General features: G+C 35.5%; 18 protein-coding genes and 1 riboswitch. Of the genes, 2 read left to right on the forward strand and 16 right to left on the reverse strand.

Going from position 1 to position 21,971, the window contains the following annotated elements; genetic code table 11:
- Positions 1-26: 26 nt before the first annotated feature.
- The 4 genes from hemY to JFU18_RS10085 all read right to left on the reverse strand — a co-directional run bounded on the left by hemY (position 27) and on the right by JFU18_RS10085 (position 5,771).
- Entirely contained in the window at positions 27-1,448 is a 1,422-nt protein-coding gene (hemY, locus tag JFU18_RS10070; RefSeq protein ID WP_201032639.1) for a protoporphyrinogen oxidase, read from the reverse strand.
- A gap of 19 nt (positions 1,449-1,467) precedes the next feature.
- Complete coding sequence (gene hemH, locus JFU18_RS10075) at positions 1,468-2,403, reverse strand: ferrochelatase (RefSeq protein ID WP_201032638.1); 936 nt, start codon at positions 2,401-2,403, stop codon at positions 1,468-1,470.
- Positions 2,404-2,417: 14 nt separating this feature from the next.
- Positions 2,418-3,464: a uroporphyrinogen decarboxylase gene (gene hemE, locus JFU18_RS10080; protein ID WP_201032637.1), complete on the reverse strand. Its 1,047-nt coding sequence runs from the start codon at positions 3,462-3,464 to the stop codon at positions 2,418-2,420.
- 189 nt (positions 3,465-3,653) lie between these two features.
- Positions 3,654-5,771, reverse strand: coding sequence for a transglycosylase domain-containing protein (locus JFU18_RS10085; RefSeq protein ID WP_201032636.1), 2,118 nt, complete (start codon positions 5,769-5,771; stop codon positions 3,654-3,656).
- A 127-nt stretch (positions 5,772-5,898) separates the two neighbouring features.
- On the opposite strand from JFU18_RS10085, the gene hmoB reads away from it, so the two are divergent.
- Positions 5,899-6,402 (forward strand): heme-degrading monooxygenase HmoB, encoded by a 504-nt coding sequence (gene hmoB / locus JFU18_RS10090; protein ID WP_002011151.1) that lies wholly within the window; start codon positions 5,899-5,901, stop codon positions 6,400-6,402.
- 99 nt (positions 6,403-6,501) lie between these two features.
- On the opposite strand, the gene JFU18_RS10095 is transcribed toward hmoB, so the two are convergent.
- From JFU18_RS10095 to JFU18_RS10120, 6 genes are all read right to left on the reverse strand, one after another.
- The gene (locus tag JFU18_RS10095; RefSeq protein ID WP_060750245.1) at positions 6,502-7,920 is read right to left on the reverse strand and encodes a PH domain-containing protein; all 1,419 of its coding nucleotides are present in this window, start codon (positions 7,918-7,920) and stop codon (positions 6,502-6,504) included.
- Positions 7,913-8,389, reverse strand: a complete 477-nt coding sequence (locus JFU18_RS10100; RefSeq protein ID WP_002186468.1) for a PH domain-containing protein — start codon at positions 8,387-8,389, stop codon at positions 7,913-7,915. Before JFU18_RS10100 ends, JFU18_RS10095 begins: the two co-directional genes overlap by 8 nt.
- An 84-nt stretch (positions 8,390-8,473) precedes the next feature.
- Positions 8,474-8,770 carry a hypothetical protein gene (locus tag JFU18_RS10105; protein ID WP_003187801.1) on the reverse strand — a complete coding sequence of 99 codons (297 nt, stop codon included), beginning with the start codon at positions 8,768-8,770 and terminating at the stop codon, positions 8,474-8,476.
- Positions 8,771-9,027: 257 nt separating this feature from the next.
- Positions 9,028-9,999, reverse strand: a complete 972-nt coding sequence (locus JFU18_RS10110; protein ID WP_201032633.1) for a hypothetical protein — start codon at positions 9,997-9,999, stop codon at positions 9,028-9,030.
- Between the two features lie 802 nt (positions 10,000-10,801).
- A complete protein-coding gene (locus tag JFU18_RS10115) occupies positions 10,802-16,369 on the reverse strand; it encodes a SpaA isopeptide-forming pilin-related protein (RefSeq protein ID WP_201050302.1) in 5,568 nt (1,855 codons plus the stop codon).
- A gap of 60 nt (positions 16,370-16,429) precedes the next feature.
- Positions 16,430-16,520: riboswitch (cyclic di-GMP riboswitch) on the reverse strand.
- A 172-nt stretch (positions 16,521-16,692) separates the two neighbouring features.
- Complete coding sequence (locus tag JFU18_RS10120; RefSeq protein WP_085309607.1) at positions 16,693-17,229, reverse strand: TetR/AcrR family transcriptional regulator; 537 nt, start codon at positions 17,227-17,229, stop codon at positions 16,693-16,695.
- 345 nt (positions 17,230-17,574) lie between these two features.
- Here JFU18_RS10120 and JFU18_RS10125 point away from each other — a divergent pair, with 345 nt between their 5' ends.
- A complete protein-coding gene (locus JFU18_RS10125) occupies positions 17,575-17,958 on the forward strand; it encodes a hypothetical protein (RefSeq protein ID WP_201032631.1) in 384 nt (127 codons plus the stop codon).
- A 73-nt stretch (positions 17,959-18,031) separates the two neighbouring features.
- Here JFU18_RS10125 and JFU18_RS10130 read toward each other — a convergent pair whose 3' ends face one another.
- From JFU18_RS10130 to JFU18_RS10155, 6 genes are all read right to left on the reverse strand, one after another.
- A complete protein-coding gene (locus JFU18_RS10130) occupies positions 18,032-18,298 on the reverse strand; it encodes a CPCC family cysteine-rich protein (RefSeq protein ID WP_201032630.1) in 267 nt (88 codons plus the stop codon).
- Positions 18,295-18,732, reverse strand: a complete 438-nt coding sequence (locus JFU18_RS10135) for a hypothetical protein (protein ID WP_085309601.1) — start codon at positions 18,730-18,732, stop codon at positions 18,295-18,297. The genes JFU18_RS10130 and JFU18_RS10135 overlap by 4 nt, the downstream gene beginning before the upstream one ends.
- A 219-nt stretch (positions 18,733-18,951) precedes the next feature.
- Positions 18,952-19,605 (reverse strand): DUF975 family protein, encoded by a 654-nt coding sequence (locus JFU18_RS10140; RefSeq protein ID WP_201034822.1) that lies wholly within the window; start codon positions 19,603-19,605, stop codon positions 18,952-18,954.
- Between the two features lie 202 nt (positions 19,606-19,807).
- Entirely contained in the window at positions 19,808-21,247 is a 1,440-nt protein-coding gene (locus JFU18_RS10145; RefSeq protein ID WP_201032629.1) for a PH domain-containing protein, read from the reverse strand.
- Positions 21,240-21,716 carry a PH domain-containing protein gene (locus tag JFU18_RS10150; RefSeq protein WP_085309595.1) on the reverse strand — a complete coding sequence of 159 codons (477 nt, stop codon included), beginning with the start codon at positions 21,714-21,716 and terminating at the stop codon, positions 21,240-21,242. The genes JFU18_RS10145 and JFU18_RS10150 overlap by 8 nt, the downstream gene beginning before the upstream one ends.
- 83 nt (positions 21,717-21,799) lie before the next feature.
- Positions 21,800-21,970 carry a hypothetical protein gene (locus JFU18_RS10155; RefSeq protein ID WP_172805404.1) on the reverse strand — a complete coding sequence of 57 codons (171 nt, stop codon included), beginning with the start codon at positions 21,968-21,970 and terminating at the stop codon, positions 21,800-21,802.
- Position 21,971 lies beyond the last annotated feature (1 nt).

Raw genomic sequence — 21,971 nt, forward strand, 5'->3', positions numbered from 1 at the left:
ATTGAAGGCGTTTTGTTTGAAATATTTTAATGTGCGACTAATTTAGTCTCCATTACTTTCTCTAAATGAAATAACACACGTTTCGCCGCTAACTCACCTTGCTCAATACAAGCCGGAAGACCAGAACCAGCGTAAGAACTACCTGCCAAATACACACCTGGCAATTCTTCCTCCATAAATGTTGTGAGCTTTTTCATTCGCTCTTTATGGCCTACTGTATATTGAGGCATGGCTTCTTTCCAGCGGCTTACAATTGTAAACTCTGGATCCTCTGTAATATCCATTGTCTTTTGTAAGTCCTCTAATACGAGCTGTACAATTTCTTCGTCAGTTTGTTCAACAATCGCTTCATCACCTGGGCGTCCGACGTAACAGCGAAGAAGCGTTTTTCCCTCTGGCGTTGTATGTGGCCATTTTTTATGTGTCCACGTACACGCTGTAATTGTATAATCACTATTTCTTGATACGACAAATCCGGTACCATCAATATCACGCTGAATTGCAGACTTTGGGAAAGCAAGTGCCACGTTTGCAACTGATGTAGACGGAATGTTACGGAAGAAACGAAACTGCTTGTACTGCGCAAACATAGACGGCAATACTTTATGCGGCGTCGCAACTACAATCGCGTCTGCTTCCATTTCTTTTCCGTTACTAAGAGTAATCGTATAACTATCACCAAGTTTTGCAACTTTTTCAATACGAGTTCCCTTCATTACCATATCATTAGGAATCTTCACTTCAAGAGATTCTACTATAGATTCTAAACCGGTTTTCACAGTTTTAAATATTCCTTTTTTCAATTCAGCCTTCTCTTGCTTTGGAGCGAGCGTACGCATACCGAGTGAAATACTACGGTGCTCCTGTTCAATTTGATAAATTTGAGGGAATGTTGACATTAAACTCATTTCATCAATATCCCCTGCATAAATACCAGATAATAATGGCTCAATTAAATTTTCAACGACTTCATTTCCAAGACGATGCCTGAAAAACTGCCCGAGTGATTGATCAGAAACTGGTTTTGATCTAGGCATTAACAAGTCAAAACCAGCTCTTAGTTTACCAATTGGGGAGAACAATCCGGAAAATAGAAACGGCGTAATTTGCGTTGGAATTCCCATCATTGAACCGCTCGGCATTTTATGTAACCGATTGTTTACGAGAACGAACGATTGACCAGCCTTATTATTTACAAGTTCAGCATCAAGTCCTAATTCTTTCACTAATTTAGCTGCGCTCTCTTTTCTTGCTAAGAAAGAATCAGGACCGCGTTCAATTGTAAATCCATCTTTTTGAACGGTTTGAATTTTCCCGCCAAGTTTACCAGACGCTTCTATAAGCAATGCATCTATCGGCAAGTTTTTTTCACGAATTTCTTTTTGTAAGTTATACATTGTTGTTAATCCTGTGATGCCACCGCCGATGATCACAACTTTTTTCCTCAAGTAAGCTCCCCCTTTCTACTTACATTACAGATTCTTTTTTCTTTAATACTACATCTGCTAAACAGTCGATAAATGCGTCCGACGCGTTAGGCATTTCGGGACGATAATATTTCGCGCCAATTTCATCCGTTACAACTTTACACTCAAAGTCATTGTCATATAAAACTTCTAAATGTTCCGCAACAAATCCAACTGGTGCATATACGAATGAATTGTAGCCGTACTTTTCATTTAATTCTCTCGTTAAATCTTGTACATCTGGACCAATCCAAGGATCTGGTGTATTTCCGGCACTTTGCCAGCCAACTGCATAATTTGCTACTTCAGCACCACGTGCAATATAGTCAGCTGTTTCGTTTAATTGATCCGGGTATGGATCGCCGAGTGCAATAATTTTTTCTGGTAAGCTATGTGCAGATACGATTAACACTGCTTTTTCACGTTCTGCTTCTGACATACCGTTATATATACCTTTCACTGCATCGACCCAATACTGAATAAATTTCGGTTCTTTATACCAGCTATCGATGCCGTGAATTGTTAAGTTTCCAAGTTTTCCTGCTTCTTCCTGCGCTCGTCCTACATACGACTTCACGCTAAAAGTAGAATAGTGAGGGGCAAGAACGAGTGCAATTGCATCTTCTATTCCATCTTCATGCATAGCTTGTACTGCATCTTCAATGAACGGTTCAATATGTTTTAAACCAAGATACATGTGGTACTCTACTTCATCTTGTATTTCATTTAAACGCGTTTCTAACTTTTTAGCTTGCTCTAATGTAATAGTAGCTAAAGGAGAAATACCACCAATTGCACGGTAACGCTCTGTTAAATCTTCTAGCATTTCAGGACTTGGCTTTCTTCCTCTGCGAATATGTGTATAGTAACGTTCAATATCTTCTTCTTTATATGGCGTTCCGTATGCCATTACAAGCAAACCAATTTTCTTTTTCATACAGACAATCCCCTTTACTTCGCTAACTGTTCTTTAGAGTACTCATGAATAAATGTAGTTAAGCGTTTTAATGTATCTGGATTTACTTCTGGGAATACGCCGTGACCTAAGTTAAAGATATAACCTGGCTGCTTCATCCCTTGATCTAAAATACCTTTTACATGTTCTTCAATAACAGGCCAAGGTGCTAATAAGAATGAAGGATCCATATTTCCTTGTACCGCCTTGTGAACACCACGTGCGCGTGCTTCTTCAATCGGTAAACGCCAATCTAAACCTACTACATCAAGCGGTAAGTCGTGCCATTCATTCACTAAATGTGCAGCTCCTACGCCGTGCATAATCATTGGAACACCCACCTTACGAACTTCTGCAAAAATACGCTCCATCGCTGGTTTAATAAATATACGGTAATCCGCTACATTTACTGCTCCAACCCAAGAATCGAAAATTTGAACCGCTTTTGCTCCTGCATTAATTTGCGCTTTTAAATATGTAATAACCATATCTGCTAGCTTATCCATTAATACGAACCAAGCTTTCGGCTCTGCATACATAAACGCTTTCGTATTATGATAGTTACGAGAAGGACCGCCTTCAATCATATAGCTCGCTAACGTAAATGGAGCTCCTGAAAAACCGATTAACGGTACATCTAACATTTCTTTCGTTAATAAACGAATTGTATCTAGTATGTAAGGTACGTCATCTTCTGGATTGATTTCTCCTAATTTTTCTACGTCTTGTAAAGAACGGATTGGATTATCGATAACTGGACCAATGCCAGATTTAATTTCCACATCAACACCAATTGCAGGTAGTGGTGACATAATATCTTTATAAAGAATTGCTGCGTCTACGTTATATTGATCAACTGGCAACTTTGTAACGTAAGCGCACAACTCTGGATTATGTGTAATTTCAAATAAAGAATATTTCTCTTTTATCTTTCTATATTCCGGCTGTGAACGACCTGCTTGACGCATATACCATGCTGGTACATACTCTGTACGTTCCCCCCTACATGCTTTTAAAAATGTCTCATTTATAGTTCTTACCAAGACCCTAGCTCCCTTCCTTACCAATGCTTTTTCTTTAAATATGCTCTATTCCGATATTTATCTTTTTTTACTATACAGCTTGTAAAAACAAAATGCATAACATTATGTACGTTGTTCATTAAATTGACACAAACGTTCGTAAAAACGTTTACTATTTTCACAACATTCTTATTATAGCACAGAGAAAAACTACGGTTTAGCTACTTTTGACTTTTCTCCTTCACGGTTCGTTTGTGTGTTATATGGCACAACGTAAAAACTTGGTTTTGAGAATATATTAATAAACTTCTCCTCATATTTCCCCGTTCCTTTTGCCGTTCCAACGTGAGTATGAATTCCTTTTTCAACTTTATAAATCCGGTACATAATTCGCTCATCAGGAAGCGGCGTCCAGCTTAGTTTCATTGCAAATAAACCGAAAGGACTAAATGCTAGTTTTGCTTCCACGTTTTGAATCTTATCTAAACGAATTGGCAGTCCAATTGTTTCAACACCTTTTGGCCTATGAAAACTCGCTTTATCTTGTATGTTTGCTTTCGTTAAAATCTTTTTAAATAACATCGTTGCAGATGCATTTCCATCTTGTAATTGATGCTCTTTATCGGTGCGGTCATAGCCAATCCAAACTGCACCTACTAAATTCGGTGTATATCCAACGAACCACATATCACGCGCACTATTGTCATCATTCGGCAATGAAGTTGTGCCTGTTTTTCCAGCTAAAGCTCCATTATATACGCCAGCTTTCGCCGTACCTTCTTTCACAACTCCTTCAAGCATCTTTGTCATATACCATGCCGTTTGCTTCGAAAAGACTTTCGTTTCAGCTTTTGATGATTCTCCAATGACCGCCCCGTGTCTATTTAATACTTTATCGATAACGTGCGGTTCGATAATATTCCCGTTTGCTAAAAAAGATCGGTACATTTTGACAAGATCAAATGGAGACACACCATTTTTTAGCCCGCCAAGTGCTGTGCTTAAACCTGAGTCCGCAATATGAACATTCCCTTTCTCTAAATATTGCTTTCCCTCATCTACCCCTAATTCATTTAATAAAGATACAGCTGGCACATTTGCTGATTCTAATACCGCATCGTACATCGTCATCTCTTTCGTATACTCATGATTATAATTTCGAGGTTCATAACCTTCAAACGAACTTTTTTCATTCGTTAATAAAGAATATGGATTATATTTCTTCGTCTCAAGTGCAGGTCCATATACGATAAGCGGCTTTAAAACAGAACCAGGCTGCCGCTTTGCAAAAACGCGATTAAGCCCTCTCGGAACATACTCTCTTCCGCCAATCGCGGCTTTAATTCCGCCAGTCTGATTATCCATTAATAAAAATGCACCTTGCGCCCCGTTTTCTTTACCAGGGAAATTTCTCGCATCTTGAAACTGGTTATATGCTACCTTTTGAACTTTTTCATCCATCGGTACGACAAACGTATATCCTCCGCGCAGTACTTCTTGATGCGATAAACCATATAAACGCGCCGCTTCATCTATAACCATATCGATATACGGCATATATGCGAGTTCACGTTCATCTGAATTTTTATAAAGAGCGATTGTTTTCCCTTGGTAACGAACACTATCTTCCGCTGTTAAATAGCCTTGTTTATGCATAAGTGACAAAACAAGATCACGGCGCCCTTTACTCTTTTCTAGGGATAAGTACGGTGAATAGCCATTTGGCGCTTTCGGAAGCCCTGCAAGCATAGCTCCCTCTTCCACTGTTAAATCTTCTACATTTTTATTAAAATACAACTTTGCTGCCGCTTGAATACCATATGCCCCATGACCGAAATAAATATGGTTCATATACATTTCAAGAATTTGCTGCTTCGTATATTTTTGCTCTAATTGAAGAGAAATTGCGACCTCTTTCAATTTACGCGTAAATGTTTTTTCGCGAGTTAAAAAGACATTTTTAGCTAGTTGCTGCGTAATCGTACTACCGCCTTCTACCTTCTCTCCAGCTAACGCGTCTTTATAAAGCGCCCGAAATATAGAAGGGTAATCAATTCCTTGATGCTCATAAAAACGAGAATCTTCCACAGCAATAAATGCTTGCTGCACGTACTTTGGAATTTCTTCAATCGGCACGAGCTCTCTATTTTCTACATATAACTTCGTAATTTCTTTTCCTTTCTGGTCAACGATACGTGATGAAGAGTGGAAAACAAGCTGCTTTTCATCCATCATATAGCCACCAGTTAACACAATAAGTTTATAGAGTACAATCGCTACTACGAACGTTGCTACCCCGCCTAATAAAGTCCACTTTGCTTTCTTCATACATCGGCCTTCTTTCCAAATGATGGTACATTTATTATTTGAAAAAGAAGTATCTTTATGTATATAATCTTCGAAGTTTTTTAAGAGAATTGATATAATAGAGACAAACCATAAAGGGGGCATTAAAATGAAGGCTATTATTTCATACGAAACACCTCTAGAACAAGCACATTTCACTGCAAAAAATAACGAAAAAGATATGTTTTATAAAGAAAATACTGAAGAATCTGTAGAATCGACACTTCAGTATGACGTATTAGATGCTGTTGGAGAATTTAAAGGACAATCTGGCTACATCGTTTGTAACAACATTTCTGTAACAGACGAAGGTCGCCCTGTATTTGAAAACCGTTTTAAAAACCGTGCTGGTCTAATCGAAAATGAGCCTGGCTTCCAAGCAATCCGTGTTCTTCGCCCATTAAGTAATGATACATATGTCATCTTAACGATGTGGGAAACTGAGCAAAACTTTAAAGACTGGACAGAATCACGTTCATTCGAAAACGCTCATAAAAAACGCCCTGCACAAGCAGAAGGACAAGCTCAGGCTCAGGCGCATCCACATGCAGAACAGCAAAAAAGTATTTTCTCTCGCCCGTCGTTCGTGACTACTTTTGATGTGTTAGTTTAATTTTCGGAGTTCGGAGTCGGCGGTATGCGAAATTATATCGGCGCAACTCGAAATATATCGACTTATCGACAAATGACGACACACAAAAAGGAAACACCATTACACACTGGTGTTTCCTTTTTCTTTGTACCAATTATATATGCGAAGCGCGTCTTCTTTTCGCATATGCTTCACTTCATAACCATGTCCCGCCACCGCTACAGCAGCTGTACATAACTCGTCTTTCTTTTGAAAATAAGATTGATTGTATCCGACCACTTGAATATGCCTTCTTCGCATGATCCCTGTATATTTCGCGAGACCTCGGTGCACCATTACTAACTGATTGTCTCGTATCATATATCCACCACTTTTATATCTAGCGTATGCAAGTATTGTAAATACAATAAATAGCGGTATAAGAACGAACAACGCAGTATGTTGTTTAAAATATATACTCGCACCAGCGATTGGCACAGCGAGCACAGCACTTGTAATCCAGCCCATTACGACGTAACGGCGTAATGCAGCCTTCGGTAAATGAACGATTTCCTCTTCTATTTCATATGGCAACTGTAAATAGGCAAGTAGCTGCTGTACATCTTTTTTCTTCATAAAAGGATGTAACATCACTTCATTCCCTGCCGCTTCTATACTTTGAATGACTTCCACTTCGACAGAGCAATAACCGAAAGGCTGGCGGAGAATTCCTTCTTTCACAGTAATTGCTTGAATGCGGTGGAGCTTTAAGACAAACTCTTTCTTATCAAATAACCCTTGCACAATACGAATTTCATTTCCGTTTCGCTCTATTTTAAAGTTCGCATATTTTAGCGCATAACCAGCTGTGGAAACGACCCACGAAACCGCCATTAAAATCGCGGCCATAACGATTAATTCATATACACCGTTATCCATCACATACGCTTCCACTTTATTTATGAGCCATTCTGGAAGAAATTGATTAAACTCTGTGTAAATAAGAAGTAATCCAGAAAACACTAATCCGAATCTACCAGACGTAATGGAAGCTACTAAAATCTCTTTCATCGTTAACTGATAAATCGTCTTACTTTCTTCTGCCATGGGTACTTCTTCACTCGCAGCGCTTCTTTTTTTATTTAATAAGGCAATCAGTTCCTTCGCTTCATCTTCTTTAATACCAGCTAACATCACTTCCGGCTCACTACCGCCGCCCGCTACTTCTATATTTAATTTCGTAAGCCCAAGCATTTGATAAATGACATTAGAAGATGTACTAATGTTTTGCACACGGTCTTTATTTAAATAACTTTCCTTCTTTACAAAAACACCGTGTTTTATATGTAAAATATTATTTTCAACCCAGTATACTTTGAAATACCATTTTATAGCTGAAAATATCGTCATAATGAATATAATAAACAAGATGAAAAGATAAAATAAATACCAGGGTTTCACTTGTTCTTCAGGTTTAAACATAACAAGGATAATAAGTGGAAATAAACTAGAAATCCTAATACCTAATAATATCGTAATCGGATGTTGCCTCTTATACACCCTCATCACTCACTTTCGCAAGCTCTCCAATTTGTCTTTTCAACTGCTCTGCTTCTTCTTTCGTTAAGCCTGGAATACTATGCGAAGTTGCCGCTGTTGAAATATGTAATTCTGCTAAATTATACTTTCTCATAATCGGTCCTTGCTCAATCGTTACGTGCTGCACGCGGATCATCGGAATAAGTACGCGTTTTACAACGAACATTCCCTTTTGAATCTCAATCTCTTCTTCATTTAATCTGTAACTATAATAACGTTGACGTAAATTTGGAAATACAAAATAGTCGAGTGGTATGTATATAACTGCTCCTGTCACTAACAATCCAAACAACCAGCCCCACCAGTTAAAGTTAATCATAAAAAAGAAATACGCAATTACGACTGCTAGTATAACTGCCGCCCCAATTAAAGCATGAATTCTCCACACTTTCAGCATATTAGAATGAATCTCCCTCTCTAACGGCTGCATCTCATCACTCCAATTATATCAATTTATTAATTATATATTAGCAGAAAATAAGGCTTTATATACAGTTTTGTAAAATTATAGTTATCACATCGTATCGAGCATTTCTTTAAAATTCCCTTCATTAATGGAATACACTTGGAACTGAATGTAATCTATTTCATTCGTATTAGGACGAGCGTATGGCAAAATGTTAAATTTAGAAGCAGTTCTTCCTAACATATCTATAATCATTAGAGAAACGTCAATATATTCGAAGTCTACACGGAATACTACTGCTTCTCCCGTAAATTCATACTCTTTAATCGCATCATAAGACTTATTCGCACTTATAAGCGTCACTTTTAATAGTTGGTTTAAATTTTCTGGCTTGAAATTAATCATGGACACAACTCCTTTTCTTAATAAAACACTACGAAAATAGTGTAATCTTTTACTTTCATAGCCTCACAAATTCATTATATTAAAAATAAAGCTAGTTTTTTATAATTTTTTTGATATAATTACTTACGGGAAAAGGGAAGACATTTATCTTCCCTTGTGTTTTTATTTGCATCTAGTACTTTTGCTAGATGCTTTTTTTATGCTAAACAAACTTAAAAAGGTATCCTCAAATACTTTGAGGATACCTTTTTATCGATTTAGTGTATTTCAACAATTGTACCATCTTCAAATACTTTGAATACGCCAGTAAATCCTGGTCCAGCTGCGCCTTCTATTTTATATGTCGTACGCACTCTAATTTGATAATATTTCTTTCCATTTTCTACTTGCGTATTCTCTAGTGTGTAATCATATTCTTCTTTATATTCATTTTTGATATATTCTTTAGCTTTCTCAAAAGTAAATGCATCTTGATTCTTTCCTGTCTCTACTTTTTGGTTCTTTTCTGTCTCTGTTTTTTGGTTCTTTTCTGTTACTACCTTTTGATTTTTTTCTGTCTCTGCTTTTTGATTCTTTTCTGTTACTGCCTTTTGATTTTTTTCTGTCTCTGCTTTTTGGTTCTTTTCTGTCGCTACCTTTTGACTCGTTACTGCATCATTTTTTTGTGCCTTCGCTGCTGTCGTTACACTCTTTGCAGTTTTTTCCTCTTCACCAATTTTAGTGATTAATCCTAAAGCCTTTTTATTATATTCTTCAAGGTTCTTGTTATCTTTTGTTTCTGAAACTAGCTTATTTAATATCTCTTTCGCTTCTGTATAATTTTTCTTACTTATTAACTCTTCACTTTTTGCCAGTTGCTCACTATAATTCTTTTTTTGTTCTAAGATCGCTACTAATGCTGTTCGTTCTTCCGTTGCTTGTTTTATAAGCGCATTACTTCCATTCTTCACGCTCTCTACTTTTTCAAATGACTTGATCGATTCTTCTAGCTTTGCTTCTTCTTTTAGCTTCACTGCTTCAATCATTGCTTTCGTTTGCTCTACAAACACTTTTGCATCTGAATCATCTTTTTTCTCATCTAATGCTCGTTCAAATGATGATAAAGCATTTTTATATTCTTTATTCGTTAACGCGGTCTTCCCTTCATCCATTGCTTTGTCAAAATCCCCATTACTACATCCAGCTAGCATTAAAAACGTAAGTCCAATTACCGTTAATAACTTTCTCATTTTCTCTCCCCCTATATATACCTAAAACAATAACATCATATGTATAAAAGTCTGTGTAGTAATTAGACTGAAAGTAAATATGTACTGTACATTTCATTTACTATCATTACTTAAAACTCCTAAATAGTTGGTAGTTGGTTTTCTTCTTCTTTTAAGACAGAAAGGAATTTTAATAAAGCCCTTACTCAGAATCTTTACTACACACACTCTTATACACATAGAAAAATCATTTTTCGTTTATAGTTTGCTATTTCTTCAGCTTTAAACATTCTCAGCTAATTGGAATACAAACTATAATCTGTAACATACCGAAAAGCAATAGAAAACAAACCGTAACAAAAGTCACGATTCGCAACTCTTTTGTAACACAAATGTAACATAAAGATTTTAAACATACAATAGTTTTTTTTACATTATTTTCCCCCTCTACATTTTAAGATCCAATAAGATTCCAACCCTAATTTCATCTCCCACCTACTATTGGACTATCGCTCTTCAAACGCTTTAAGAACGGGACTTATTTCCTAAATCGTTAAAATTAATTACATAGATTGCTCTTTTTTCAACAAAACACTACGAAAACGTATAACCTTTTCCTTCCATACCTTTACACATCAAATATATATAATAAAACTAGTTTTTATACTTTTTTTGAAATAAGCACATTCGTGAAGCGGGAAGACATTTATCTTCCCTTGTGTTTTTTATTTGCAGCTAATTCTTTTGCTAGATGCTTTTTTTTATGCCAAATAACGATAAAAAAGGTATCCTCAAATACTTTGAGGATACCTTTTCACTTTTATTATCTTTGCTGTTTTCTACCTAATACGAGTAATCCAAAACTCATCATTACAAGAAGTGCTCCCATATATGGTTCCACAAGCATTTTCTGCCCTGTCTTCGGTAATTCTTTTTCAGGTTTCTCTGGATTCGTTGTTCCAGGCTTCTCTGGGTTCGTTGTTCCAGGTTTCTCTGGATCTGTTGTTCCAGGCTTCTCTGGATTCGTTGTTCCAGGTTCCTCTGGATCTGTTGTTCCAGGCTTCTCTGGGTTCGTTGTTCCAGGTTTCTCTGGATCTGTTGTTCCAGGCTTCTCTGGATTCGTTGTTCCAGGTTCCTCTGGATCTGTTGTTCCAGGCTTCTCTGGATTCATTGTTCCAGGTTTCTCTGGATCTGTTGTTCCAGGCTTCTCTGGATCTGTTGTTTCCGGTTTTTCTGGATCTGTTGTTCCAGGCTTCTCTGGATCTGTTGTTCCAGGCTTCTCTGGATCTGGTTTTTCCGGTTTCTCTGGATCTGGTTTTTCTGGACCTGGTGGTGCTAAATGACTCAATTCGTTTAATACTTCTAATTGAACTGAATTTATCATTCCTTTTGTGATTTCAAATGGAATTGGATTAGTTAATTTTTCATATCCTTTTGGTGCTTCTACTTCTACAAGTGTGTAGTTACCTACAGATAGATCTGAGACTTTTGCTTTTCCTTCTTTATCTGTTGTTACTCTCGCTACTACTTTACCTTTTTCATCATGAACTTCAAACACAGCTCCTGATAATATATTCTTGCTTTCAGCAGCCATTTTTGTAATTTCTACTGAACCTTTATCTAACTGCTCATTCTCCACTTTCAACGATAGGACTTCTGTCATACCTTTTGTAATTTCAAATGATACTGGTTCTGTTAATTTTTTGTATCCTGGTAAGTTTTCTTTCTCTACTAATTTGTACTTTCCTACAGATAAATCTGAAATTGTTGCTTTTCCTTCTTTATCTGTCGTTACTTCAGTTACTACTTTGCCTTGCTCATCTTGCACTTCAAAAACTACGCCTGCTAATGCTTTTTGGCTCTCTTTATCTACTTTTGTAATTTCTACTGAACCTTTGTCTAATAGTTCATTCTCTACTTTCAATGATAAAACTTTCGTCATACCTTTTGTAATTTCGAATGATACTGGTTCTGTTAGTTCTTTGTAACCTGGTAAGCTTTCTTTCTCTACTAATTTGTACTTTCCTACAGATAAATCTGAAATTGTTGCTTTTCCTTCTTTATCTGTCGTTACTTCTGTTACTACTTTACCTTGCTCATCTTGCACTTCAAAAACTACGCCTGCTAATGCTTTTTGGCTCTCTTTATCTACTTTTGTAATTTCTACTGAACCTTTATCTAACTTTTCGTTCTCTACTTTCAATGATAGGACTTCTGTCATACCTTTTGTAATTTCGAACGATACTGGTTTCGCTAGTTTTTTGTATCCTGGTAAGCTTTCTACCTCTACTAGCTTATATTTCCCTACTGATAAATTTGAAACGTTTGCTTTTCCATCTTTATCTGTTGTTACTTTTGTTACTACTTTATCTTTTTCATCTTGCACTTCGAAGGTTACGCCCGCTAATATTGCGCCACTTTCTTTGTCCACTTTTTTAATTTCTACTGAACTTTTATCTAACAGTTCGTTCTCTACTTTCAATGATAAAACTTTCGTCATACCTTTTTTAATTTCGAACGATACTGGCTCTGTTAGTTTTTTGTATCCCGGTAAGCCTGCTTTTTCTACTAATTTGTACTTGCCTACAGATAAGTCTGAGACTTTTGCTTTTCCATCTTTATCTGTTGTTACTTCTGTTACTACTTTGCCTGCTTCATCTTGTACTTCAAAGACTACGCCCGCTAATGCTTTTTGGCCTTCTTTATCTACTTTTGTAATTTCTACATTACCCTTGTCTAACATTTCGTTTTCTACTGTTAAAGCAAGAGATTTTGTCATACCTTTTTCAATTTGGAAAGTAATAGGATCTACTAATTGCTTATATCCTTTTGGTGCATTTACCTCTACCAACTTGTATGTTCCAACTGATAAATTAGTAACCTGTGCGTGCCCTTTTTTATCTGTCGTTATTTTAGCGACTACTTGTCCTGCTTCGTCTTGAATCTCAAATACGGCATCAGCTAAAGCATCTTTATTTTCTTTGTCTACTTTTGTAATTTCTACATTTCCTGTATCCACTAATTCATTTTCGACAGTTAATTGTAATGCTGTTACTCTACCTTTTTCAATTTCGAATGAAATTGGTTTTTCTAGCGGTTTGTATCCTGCTGGTGTTTCTACTTCTACCAACTCATACTTTCCAATAGATAAATCTGAAACATTTGCTTTTCCATCTTTATCCGTTTTTACTTTTGTTACTACTTTCCCCTTTGAATCACGTACTTCAAACACAACACCTTCTAATGGTGCTTTACTATCTTTGTCTATCTTTGTGATTTCTACATTCCCTGTATCTACCATTTCATTTTCTACAGTAAATGTTAAAGACTTCGTCATACCTTTTTTAATTTCAAATGATACTGGTTTTTCTAACTTTTTATAACCAGGTAAACTTTCTACCTCTACTAATTCATACTTTCCTACAGGTAAATCTGAAACATTTGCTTTTCCATCTTTATCTGTCGTTACTTTTTTCACCTCATTGCCCTTTTCATCTTGGACAACAAACGTTACTCCCGCTAACAGTGCCTTATTATCTTTATCTATCTTTGTGATTTCTACATTTCCCGTATCTACCATTTCATTTTCTATTTTTAATGATAGTACCTCGATCATGCCTTTTTTGATTTCAAATGATACTGACTCTGTTAGTTTCTTATAGCCTGGTAAACTTTCTACTTCTACTAGTTTGTACTTTCCTACTGATAGGTCTGCAATTTTTGCTTTTCCACTTTTATCTGTTGTTAATTTCTTTATTATTTTTCCAGCTTCATCTTGCACTTCGAAGACTACACCTTCTAATGCTTTTTGGCTGTCTTTATCTACTTTTATAATTTCTACTGAGCCTTTATCTAACTGCTCATTTTCTACTTTCAGTGATAAGACTTCTGTCATACCTTTTTTTATTTCGAATGATACTGGCTCTGTTAATTTTTTGTAACCTGATAAGCTTTCCGTCTCTACTAATTTGTATTTTCCTACTGATAAGTCTGAGACATTCGCTTTTCCATCTTTATTTGTCGTTACTTTTTTTACCATTTTTCCTTTTTCATCTTGCACTTCGAAGACTACGCCTGCTAATGCTTTTTGGCTGTCTTTATCTACTTTTATAATTTCTACTGAGCCTTTATCTAACTGCTCATTTTCTACTTTCAGTGATAAGACTTCTGTCATACCTTTTTTAATTTCAAATGATACTGATTCTGTTAGTTTCTTGTAACCTGGTAAGCTTTTCGTCTCTACTAATTTGTACTTTCCTACTGATAGATCTGAAACGTTTGCTTTTCCATCTTTATCTGTTACTACTTTTCTTACCACTTTATCTTTCTCATCTTGGACTTCAAATTCGACACCCGCTAATACTGCGCCGCTTTCTTTGTCCACTTTTGTAATTTCTACATTACCTTTGTCTACCATTGCATTTTCTACTGTTATTGGGAATATGCCGTCCCCTGTTACATTTACTTCGAACTCTTTTTCTTTTAATTGGTATCCTTCGGGCGCTTTCGTTTCTTTTAAAATATATTTTCCTGGTGCTAACGGTTTAGAAATTGCCTTACCGTCTTTATCTGTAATAATATGTTCAACTACTACACCGTCTTTTACTACATCAAACTCTGCATTTGCTAACGCTTTACCACCATTTTCCGAATCAATTTTCTTTAATTCAATTTGACCCTTTTGCATGGTATTTTTAATTTCAATTGTTTTTGTTTCTCCAGCTTGAAGCGTAACCTCTACCGGACTTGTTAATTTTTGATATCCCTCAGGTGCTACTTTTTCATAAACTTTATACGTCCCAGGAGCTAAAGTTTGAGGTGCTGAAAAACCTTTTTCGCCTGTTTTCAGTACTGCAACAACCTTATCCTCACTATCTCGAACTTCAAATTCGGCACCTGTTAACTCTTTATTCGGATTCTCAGCATCTATTTTATGAATAGCTACTGTACCGTCTTTTGGAGGTTCAGGCGGCGTAACAGTTACTTCATTTGATGTTAATTTCTTATCATCAAAATGTAATTCTGCTTTATTAGGAATCTTCTTATCTACGTAAGAAGATAAGTCTGCATCAGCTTTAATTTTCGCCTTAATATTCAAGTTAATTATCTGGTCCTCATATGACTTATAGTCAAAACTCTCACCGAACGTAAATATTACTTCACTTTTTTGTTTATCTATCTTTAGTGTTCCTTTAGAAGTAATATCTTGGCCATTTTGATCATACACTTTTGCCTCTAATACTTCTAATACATCTTCTAAATCATCACTAATTACCATAGATGTGTATTTAGGAGGATCGTTTGGTATATGTGTACCAACTTGATATTGAATAGGTTGATCCATTTGCGCTAACTGCTGATTCTCTACAAGCTTACCATTCTCATCAACTATATTCTTTTCAATACTAGGTGGATTATCGTCGCCTGAACCGGTTCCTCCCCCACCACTTACGAATACTTCTCCTACTTTTTCTTCAGTTTTAATATTTTTGCCTTCTAATTTCACTGTATTTTTATGAGGCTTTGCAGCGGGATTGGTAATCTTTGTTTTATATCTTAAAATATAACCTTTTGAACTGTCTGGAAATTCAATTGTAAATCCAGTCTTCGTTGCATTGATTTTAATTTTAGATAAATCTGCTGGCTTAACATTTGTTGGTGCATAACCATCTTCAAATACAGCCTCTTCTAATACTACGCTGTCTGTAATTAACTCATGCCCAGGTCCTAATGTGTCTGTTAATTTAAGATCTTGCATTTCTGTTCCAGTTGCATTTACATATACAAGCCATTCTGCAATTGAAGGGTCTTCTTGATTATAAGAACCCCATTTCAATAGATTATCTGTATTGGGCTGCGGCTGCGGTCTCTCTGTCGTATTACTTACACTTACTTCTTTATTTACGATTTGACCATCAACGTTAAATTCTAATGGGATTTTTTGGACACCATCATATGCTTCTAGACCAAAGTAAAATTCTACGAATAAAGAACCTTTAACGTTATTCTTTCCTTCTACATAATCACCCATAGTACACGTTAATAGACCCTTTTTCATCTCACATGTACCAACTGTTTTGCCTTCAGCATCTTTTAAAGGAAAACTCATATTCATAAGATCTTTTCGAAATTCTTTTGGCATATCAATTGTGAATTGATCTCCACTCTTTATCTGTTCTTTAGCTGACCACTTCACTTCTACTTTCATACCATCTGAAGCCTGATATGGTTCAGATGTTGTGCCATCAGTACGAGAAATGTTAATCTCGTCCACTGGATTTTTTATCACAGCGGCTTGAATAACTGGAGCCCATACATTCAGCACTGAAAATAATACTAGAAAAACTAATGAAACCATTGAAATGTGCCTTTTAGTACTTTTCGTTTGCATAATTTCCTCCTAATTTTTTATATTTATATAACAAAAAAAGACCGTCCGGTTGCATCAAAAATGTGCAACCAGACGATCTTAGTAACCAATATATTACCGTAGACTCTAAGCTTTGCGGCCTATCCTTTCGAATAGTGTGCTAAAAATATTTTTTTATTCTTTTTTTGTTTCATTTTCCTTTTGAACCAAATATTACTATACCGTCTGGACGGTTATAATTCAACACCCTGCAAAATTGTTCTATTATTCTAATAAAAAAATAATTCCCCACCGGATTAAATAAACCAATGGGGAATTATTTTTTATTCTATAGTTTATATATTCTATTTATAGGAAGCATTAATAAGGGTTTGAATCACTTTTTCTCTTAATTCGGGACTTAGTCTTCCGATCCCTAAACATTCCGAATACCATAATCCATCAGCTGCTAATCTAATAATTGTGGCACAAACAGAATCCATTTCATCATTTTCTATTTTAGTTTGCAATTGCTGAAATGCTTGTTGTAATGGCTCAAGTAATTCAGGTTTTAGCATTAATGCTGCCATCATACTACTACACAACTCTTCTGTTCTTTTCTCATTACTTAATCTTTCCTCCACAAAAGAACGAACCCACCTTCCTTTCTTCTCTGTGTCTTCCGTTACCTTATTATGAATAGCACCATGATACTCCTCTGTCCCTTTAAGTATCATGCCTTCTATTAAAGCTTCTTTATTTGAAAAGTGATACAATAACCCACCTTTACTTACACCTGCCTCTTTTGCTACTGCTTCTAAAGTTAACTTAGCTACTCCTTTAAATTGAACAATTTGAGAAGCGGCGGCTAAAATCTTTTGCCGTGTTATGCTCGTGTTCATTCCTTTTTAAACCCTCATTTCTACTAATTCTATCTAAATACGTATTTTATTTTTAATATTGTTCAGTACTACTAGGTATTTTTTTATTCAATATAGGCTTCATTATCTTTGAATTGTTAGTTGCTTCTTCTATTAAAAATTTCCATATCACAATATGATAACATCAAATACACAACGTTGACTATACATCTATACTTTTATGTTCATTCCTAATATATCCATTAATATGAAATAACCTTTTAACAAGTTGATTCTCCTCATACATTTAATCTATAATTTAAAAGAATTTATATTTTTAAAAAAATACCTAACTGAGGCAATCAAAATTTTATAAGGATGATTCCATTGAAAAAATTTTCTATTAGCTATTTAACATGCTTACTAGTTTTCTCTGTCATTGTAAATTTTTTACAGTATACACGAGTTCCCAATTTTGCAGATTCATGGGGACCAATTTGGGTATCAATCATTATGTATATTATTCTTGGCAGTATCCCCGCTCTTATCGGTTGTTTATTAGGTGAATTTTGTTATAAAAAAATAAAAAGAAGTCATGAATTAAAAATCGGCATTCCTTTATTTATACTGCTAGGTATTTCCTACAATCATTTATTCTTTACGTGGTTTAACGACAGAGAGTTTCTATCCTTTAATTTAAATACCTTTCTGGATACTGGCCTTCCTATTACTGTATCATCTTTATTGTTTTATCTTATAAGACGTCGTTAATTCTTTCATCATTGCATAAAAAAATGTTATTACTCTTGTTACATTGAGTAATAACATTTTTATTTAAAGCTATTTAACAAATTTTCTTCCAACTAGCATCCTTCACATCTTCACTAGTCGGCTTTCTAACTGATCCAACGAAACATTCCTCGCAAGCACCAAACGCAATGAAATTTCTCTGCGCTTGTCTTAACGAGGGCTCATTTGCTCCGCCTTCAAAGTCATGATCGTTAAACTGAACAGGATCATCTTCCCAATAACATATACTGCAAATTTCATATGTACCTGGTGGTTCTTCTTCTAATGTTTTATATCCGCAGCATGGACATGTGTATTTCATTTTGTCACTCCATTATTAATTTGTTTTTTCTCCCCTATATTCCGGCCCACAAAGAATGTAACAGCGCAAATCATAGTTATCCCCATGAAAAAAGTATTAGAATCTTCATATGTAGTTGGAATTCCTACCGTTACAAAAACAATACTAAAAGCTAAAAGTAGATATAATAATAAAGATATAATATAGCTTAGTTTAAATTGTAAAATGATACCTCTAAACAATAGCTCACCAAGAAGACATCCACCTAAAATGATAGGTACTCCGAAATACAATGTAAGGACTCCCATTTGCGCAGTAGATTGAATTACCTTTCCAAGTATGGTCGGCGAAGTCATCTCATTAGTTTTTCCCATCCTATCATATAAATCAAGTACCGTTACTGAAATAAAGAAACTTAATATAGAAAAGGAATACGGAATTAAAAATTTACTCAATCTCATTCACCTCACTTTTTCCTTCCATATATATTATTCATTATTTCCTATCATTTTTATATAAAAAAATAACCCTCTATGATAAAACATAGAGGGAATAATTTCTATATAAAAACCTATACCTTATCCTGAAGTGAACCCGAAAACAGAACACATATCAAACCACCTAAACCGTCTGTTCCCTATATTCTTTAGGGGACAAGTGGTTTAGGTGGTTTATTAGAAGGTAGTACCTTCTTTTTTATAATATTCTTTTGAAATCTCTTTATAAAATGCTGCCGATGTCGAGTAGAAATAAGGTGCTAACCATAAGAAACCGATTCCTACAGTAAGAATACTTAAAATGAACCAGCCAAGGAAACTTAAGCATAGTAAAAAGTAATCCATTTTATGTCCATTCATCATACGGCGACTTTCGGTAATTGCTTGATTCGCTGTGTATTCTGGACGATCATTCAAAATAAAATACGTCATAGAATAAGAAAATGATTTAATAATACCCGGAATAATAAGAAGTAATGTCCATAGCATCAAGTATACATACATTAGTAAATATGTTAAAAACAACTTCATAAGCTTACTTCCATCGCTAAACCATCTAAATAAATCACCAATGCGAGCACTAGTCTCACGGATTACATTTAAAACAAGATAGTAGGCGCCTATTGTTAACGGACCAATAACAAGCATTGCAATAATAGTTACTGTAAGCGACTCATTTGCTTCTTCCCAACCCCAAAACATCGAGAAAACACCTGTAATTAGAAGTTCAACAGCTCCAATAAGGATTCCAAGTAATAAGGTTGCCCCTACCGCTAATCCCCATTTTCCTTTTAATGCATCAAGTGCTTCTCTTTTCAACTGACTTATCATATATAACCTCCTAATATTATTTCTATATTAGTATACCATTTATATCAAAAATTTCACGAATTTCCCTGAAATAGAAAGGTACTACTTTTTTTCTGATACGTATTGAGAAATGTGAGCTGTATTTGCACCCATATATGAATCAAACTACTCATTTCTCCATAACAAAAAAGCCTGCCATTCATAATAGGCAAGCTTTTTTAAATTAATCCTCACATATTCTCTTCTTATACCAATCCTGCATTCTCTCCGCATCTTCTACTCTCGTATGCTCTAGTTTATAATTCGATGATGCACTAGAAAACGTATACGTACATAAATCCGCTCGGCGCTGGAAATATGATTGTGTTTTTTCAATTGATTGGACGTGTCTTCTTCTTACAAGTCCTGTATGTTTCCCAATACTACGATGTATAATCGTAATTTGTTCTCCGTTTACACCGTAACCATTTGTTTTAAATGTTGCGTATCCAAGTGTAACGATGAGGATAGCTAGCGGTAACAACGCCCACATGATGAAATACTTTTCAAAGTATATGCTTATCCCAGTAAGCGGGACTGCTAGCATTGCGAAGAAAATGAAACTATCAATTAAATAACGGCGCAAGGCTGCTTTTGGTAATGCAGTAATATTTGTATTCAGTTCATATGGCAATTGTAAATGAGCGAGTAACTCTTGCACACGATCTTTTCGAATAATCGGATGCAGCGTAACTTTGTCTTTCTCTTCTCCCAATCCCTTACTTTGAATGACTTCGACTTGCACAGCACAATAACCGAACATCTGACGGAAAATACCTTCTTTTATCGTAATCCCTTGAATGCGGTGTAACTTTAGTACAAGTTCTTTCCTTTCAAGTAATCCTTGAGAAATACGCACTTCATCGTTTTTTCGATTTACTGTGAAATTACCATGTTTTAACGCGTAACCAATTGTAGATATAATCCACGAAAGGACGAGTAAAATAGCTACCATGTAAATCCAGCCGTATATATCATGATCCATTACATACGACTCTACGCTATTTTTTATCCATTTCGGAATGTACTCATCTACTTGGTGATACACGAAAAAGATTAATGAGAATAATAATCCAAACTGACCAGATGTAACAGATGCTAATAAAATTTCTTTCAAAGTTAATTTGTACTCTGTCGCTTGCTTTTCCTCTGTCATAACTTCTTTTTCTACTACTTCTTCTGATGTTTCTTCTGCTTTTACTTCTGGAGTTGGCTCATTTAGTAAGGAAATAAGCTCCTTCGCCTCATCTTCTGTAATACCAGCTAGGCTTACTTCGGCATCATCGCCTCCGCCAGCTGTTTCGATTTGAATTTTCTTTAAACCGAGCATTTGATATAACACGTTTGAACTTGTATTAATCGTTTGAACACGTTCTTTATTTAAGTAGCTCTCCTTCTTCACAAAGAGCCCTTGTTTCACATGTAATACGTTATTTTCAACCCAGTATGTTGTGTAATACCATTTTTCAAACGCTGAAAAGACGGTGAGTAAACCGAATCCAGCGGGAATTAAATACCAAAATGGAAACTTTCCATTTAAACTAAACATGAAAATAAATAATGGTATAAAGTCTGTTATTTTTAATTCTAATAACATCGTAATGGGATGCTGCCTCTTATACATCCTCATCACTCACTTTCGCTAATTCTGCGATTCTCGTTTTTAACATTTCTGCTTCATACATCGTTAAGCCTGGAATGCTGTGAGAAGTTGCCGCCGTTGAAATATGTAATTCTGCTAATCCATATTTTCTCATAATTGGTCCTTGTTCAATTGTAACGTGCTGTACACGAATCATCGGTACTAATACGCGCTTTACAACGAAAAGACCGTGCTGAATTTCAAGTTCTTCTTCATTTAGTTGGTAGCTATAATAACGCTGACGCAGTTTCGGGAATAGGAAGTACTCAAATGGTGCTAGTGCAACTGTTAACCCGATCAGCACATACAAAATCCACGCCCACCAATCAAACTTTATCATAAGGAACAGGTAAGCTAAAATGACGAGAATACCGATCCCTTCCTCAATTACAGCACGAACTTTCCACACCTTGATCATGTCAGGATGAATTTCATTTTTCAATGGATCCATGTAACCACTCCAAATCTATTAATCTAATATATGAATTGTCTCAATCTATATTTTACATAACTTTACATAAAATTGAAAATTTATTATTTATCCTCTTTTTTCTCAGGAATAAAATACCCGAACCAAAGCAGCCAAACTAAACTAATTAACGCGAACCAACCTTTATCCGCTTGATAAGCTTCAATCATACCTGGGATTTTATAAATTCCAATTAACCCCAGAAAACCGAGCCACCAGTTTTTCTGCATTTTCATT

The organism is Bacillus sp. TH22 (assembly GCF_016651015.1).
Classification (GTDB): Bacteria; Bacillota; Bacilli; order Bacillales; family Bacillaceae_G; genus Bacillus_A; species Bacillus_A mycoides.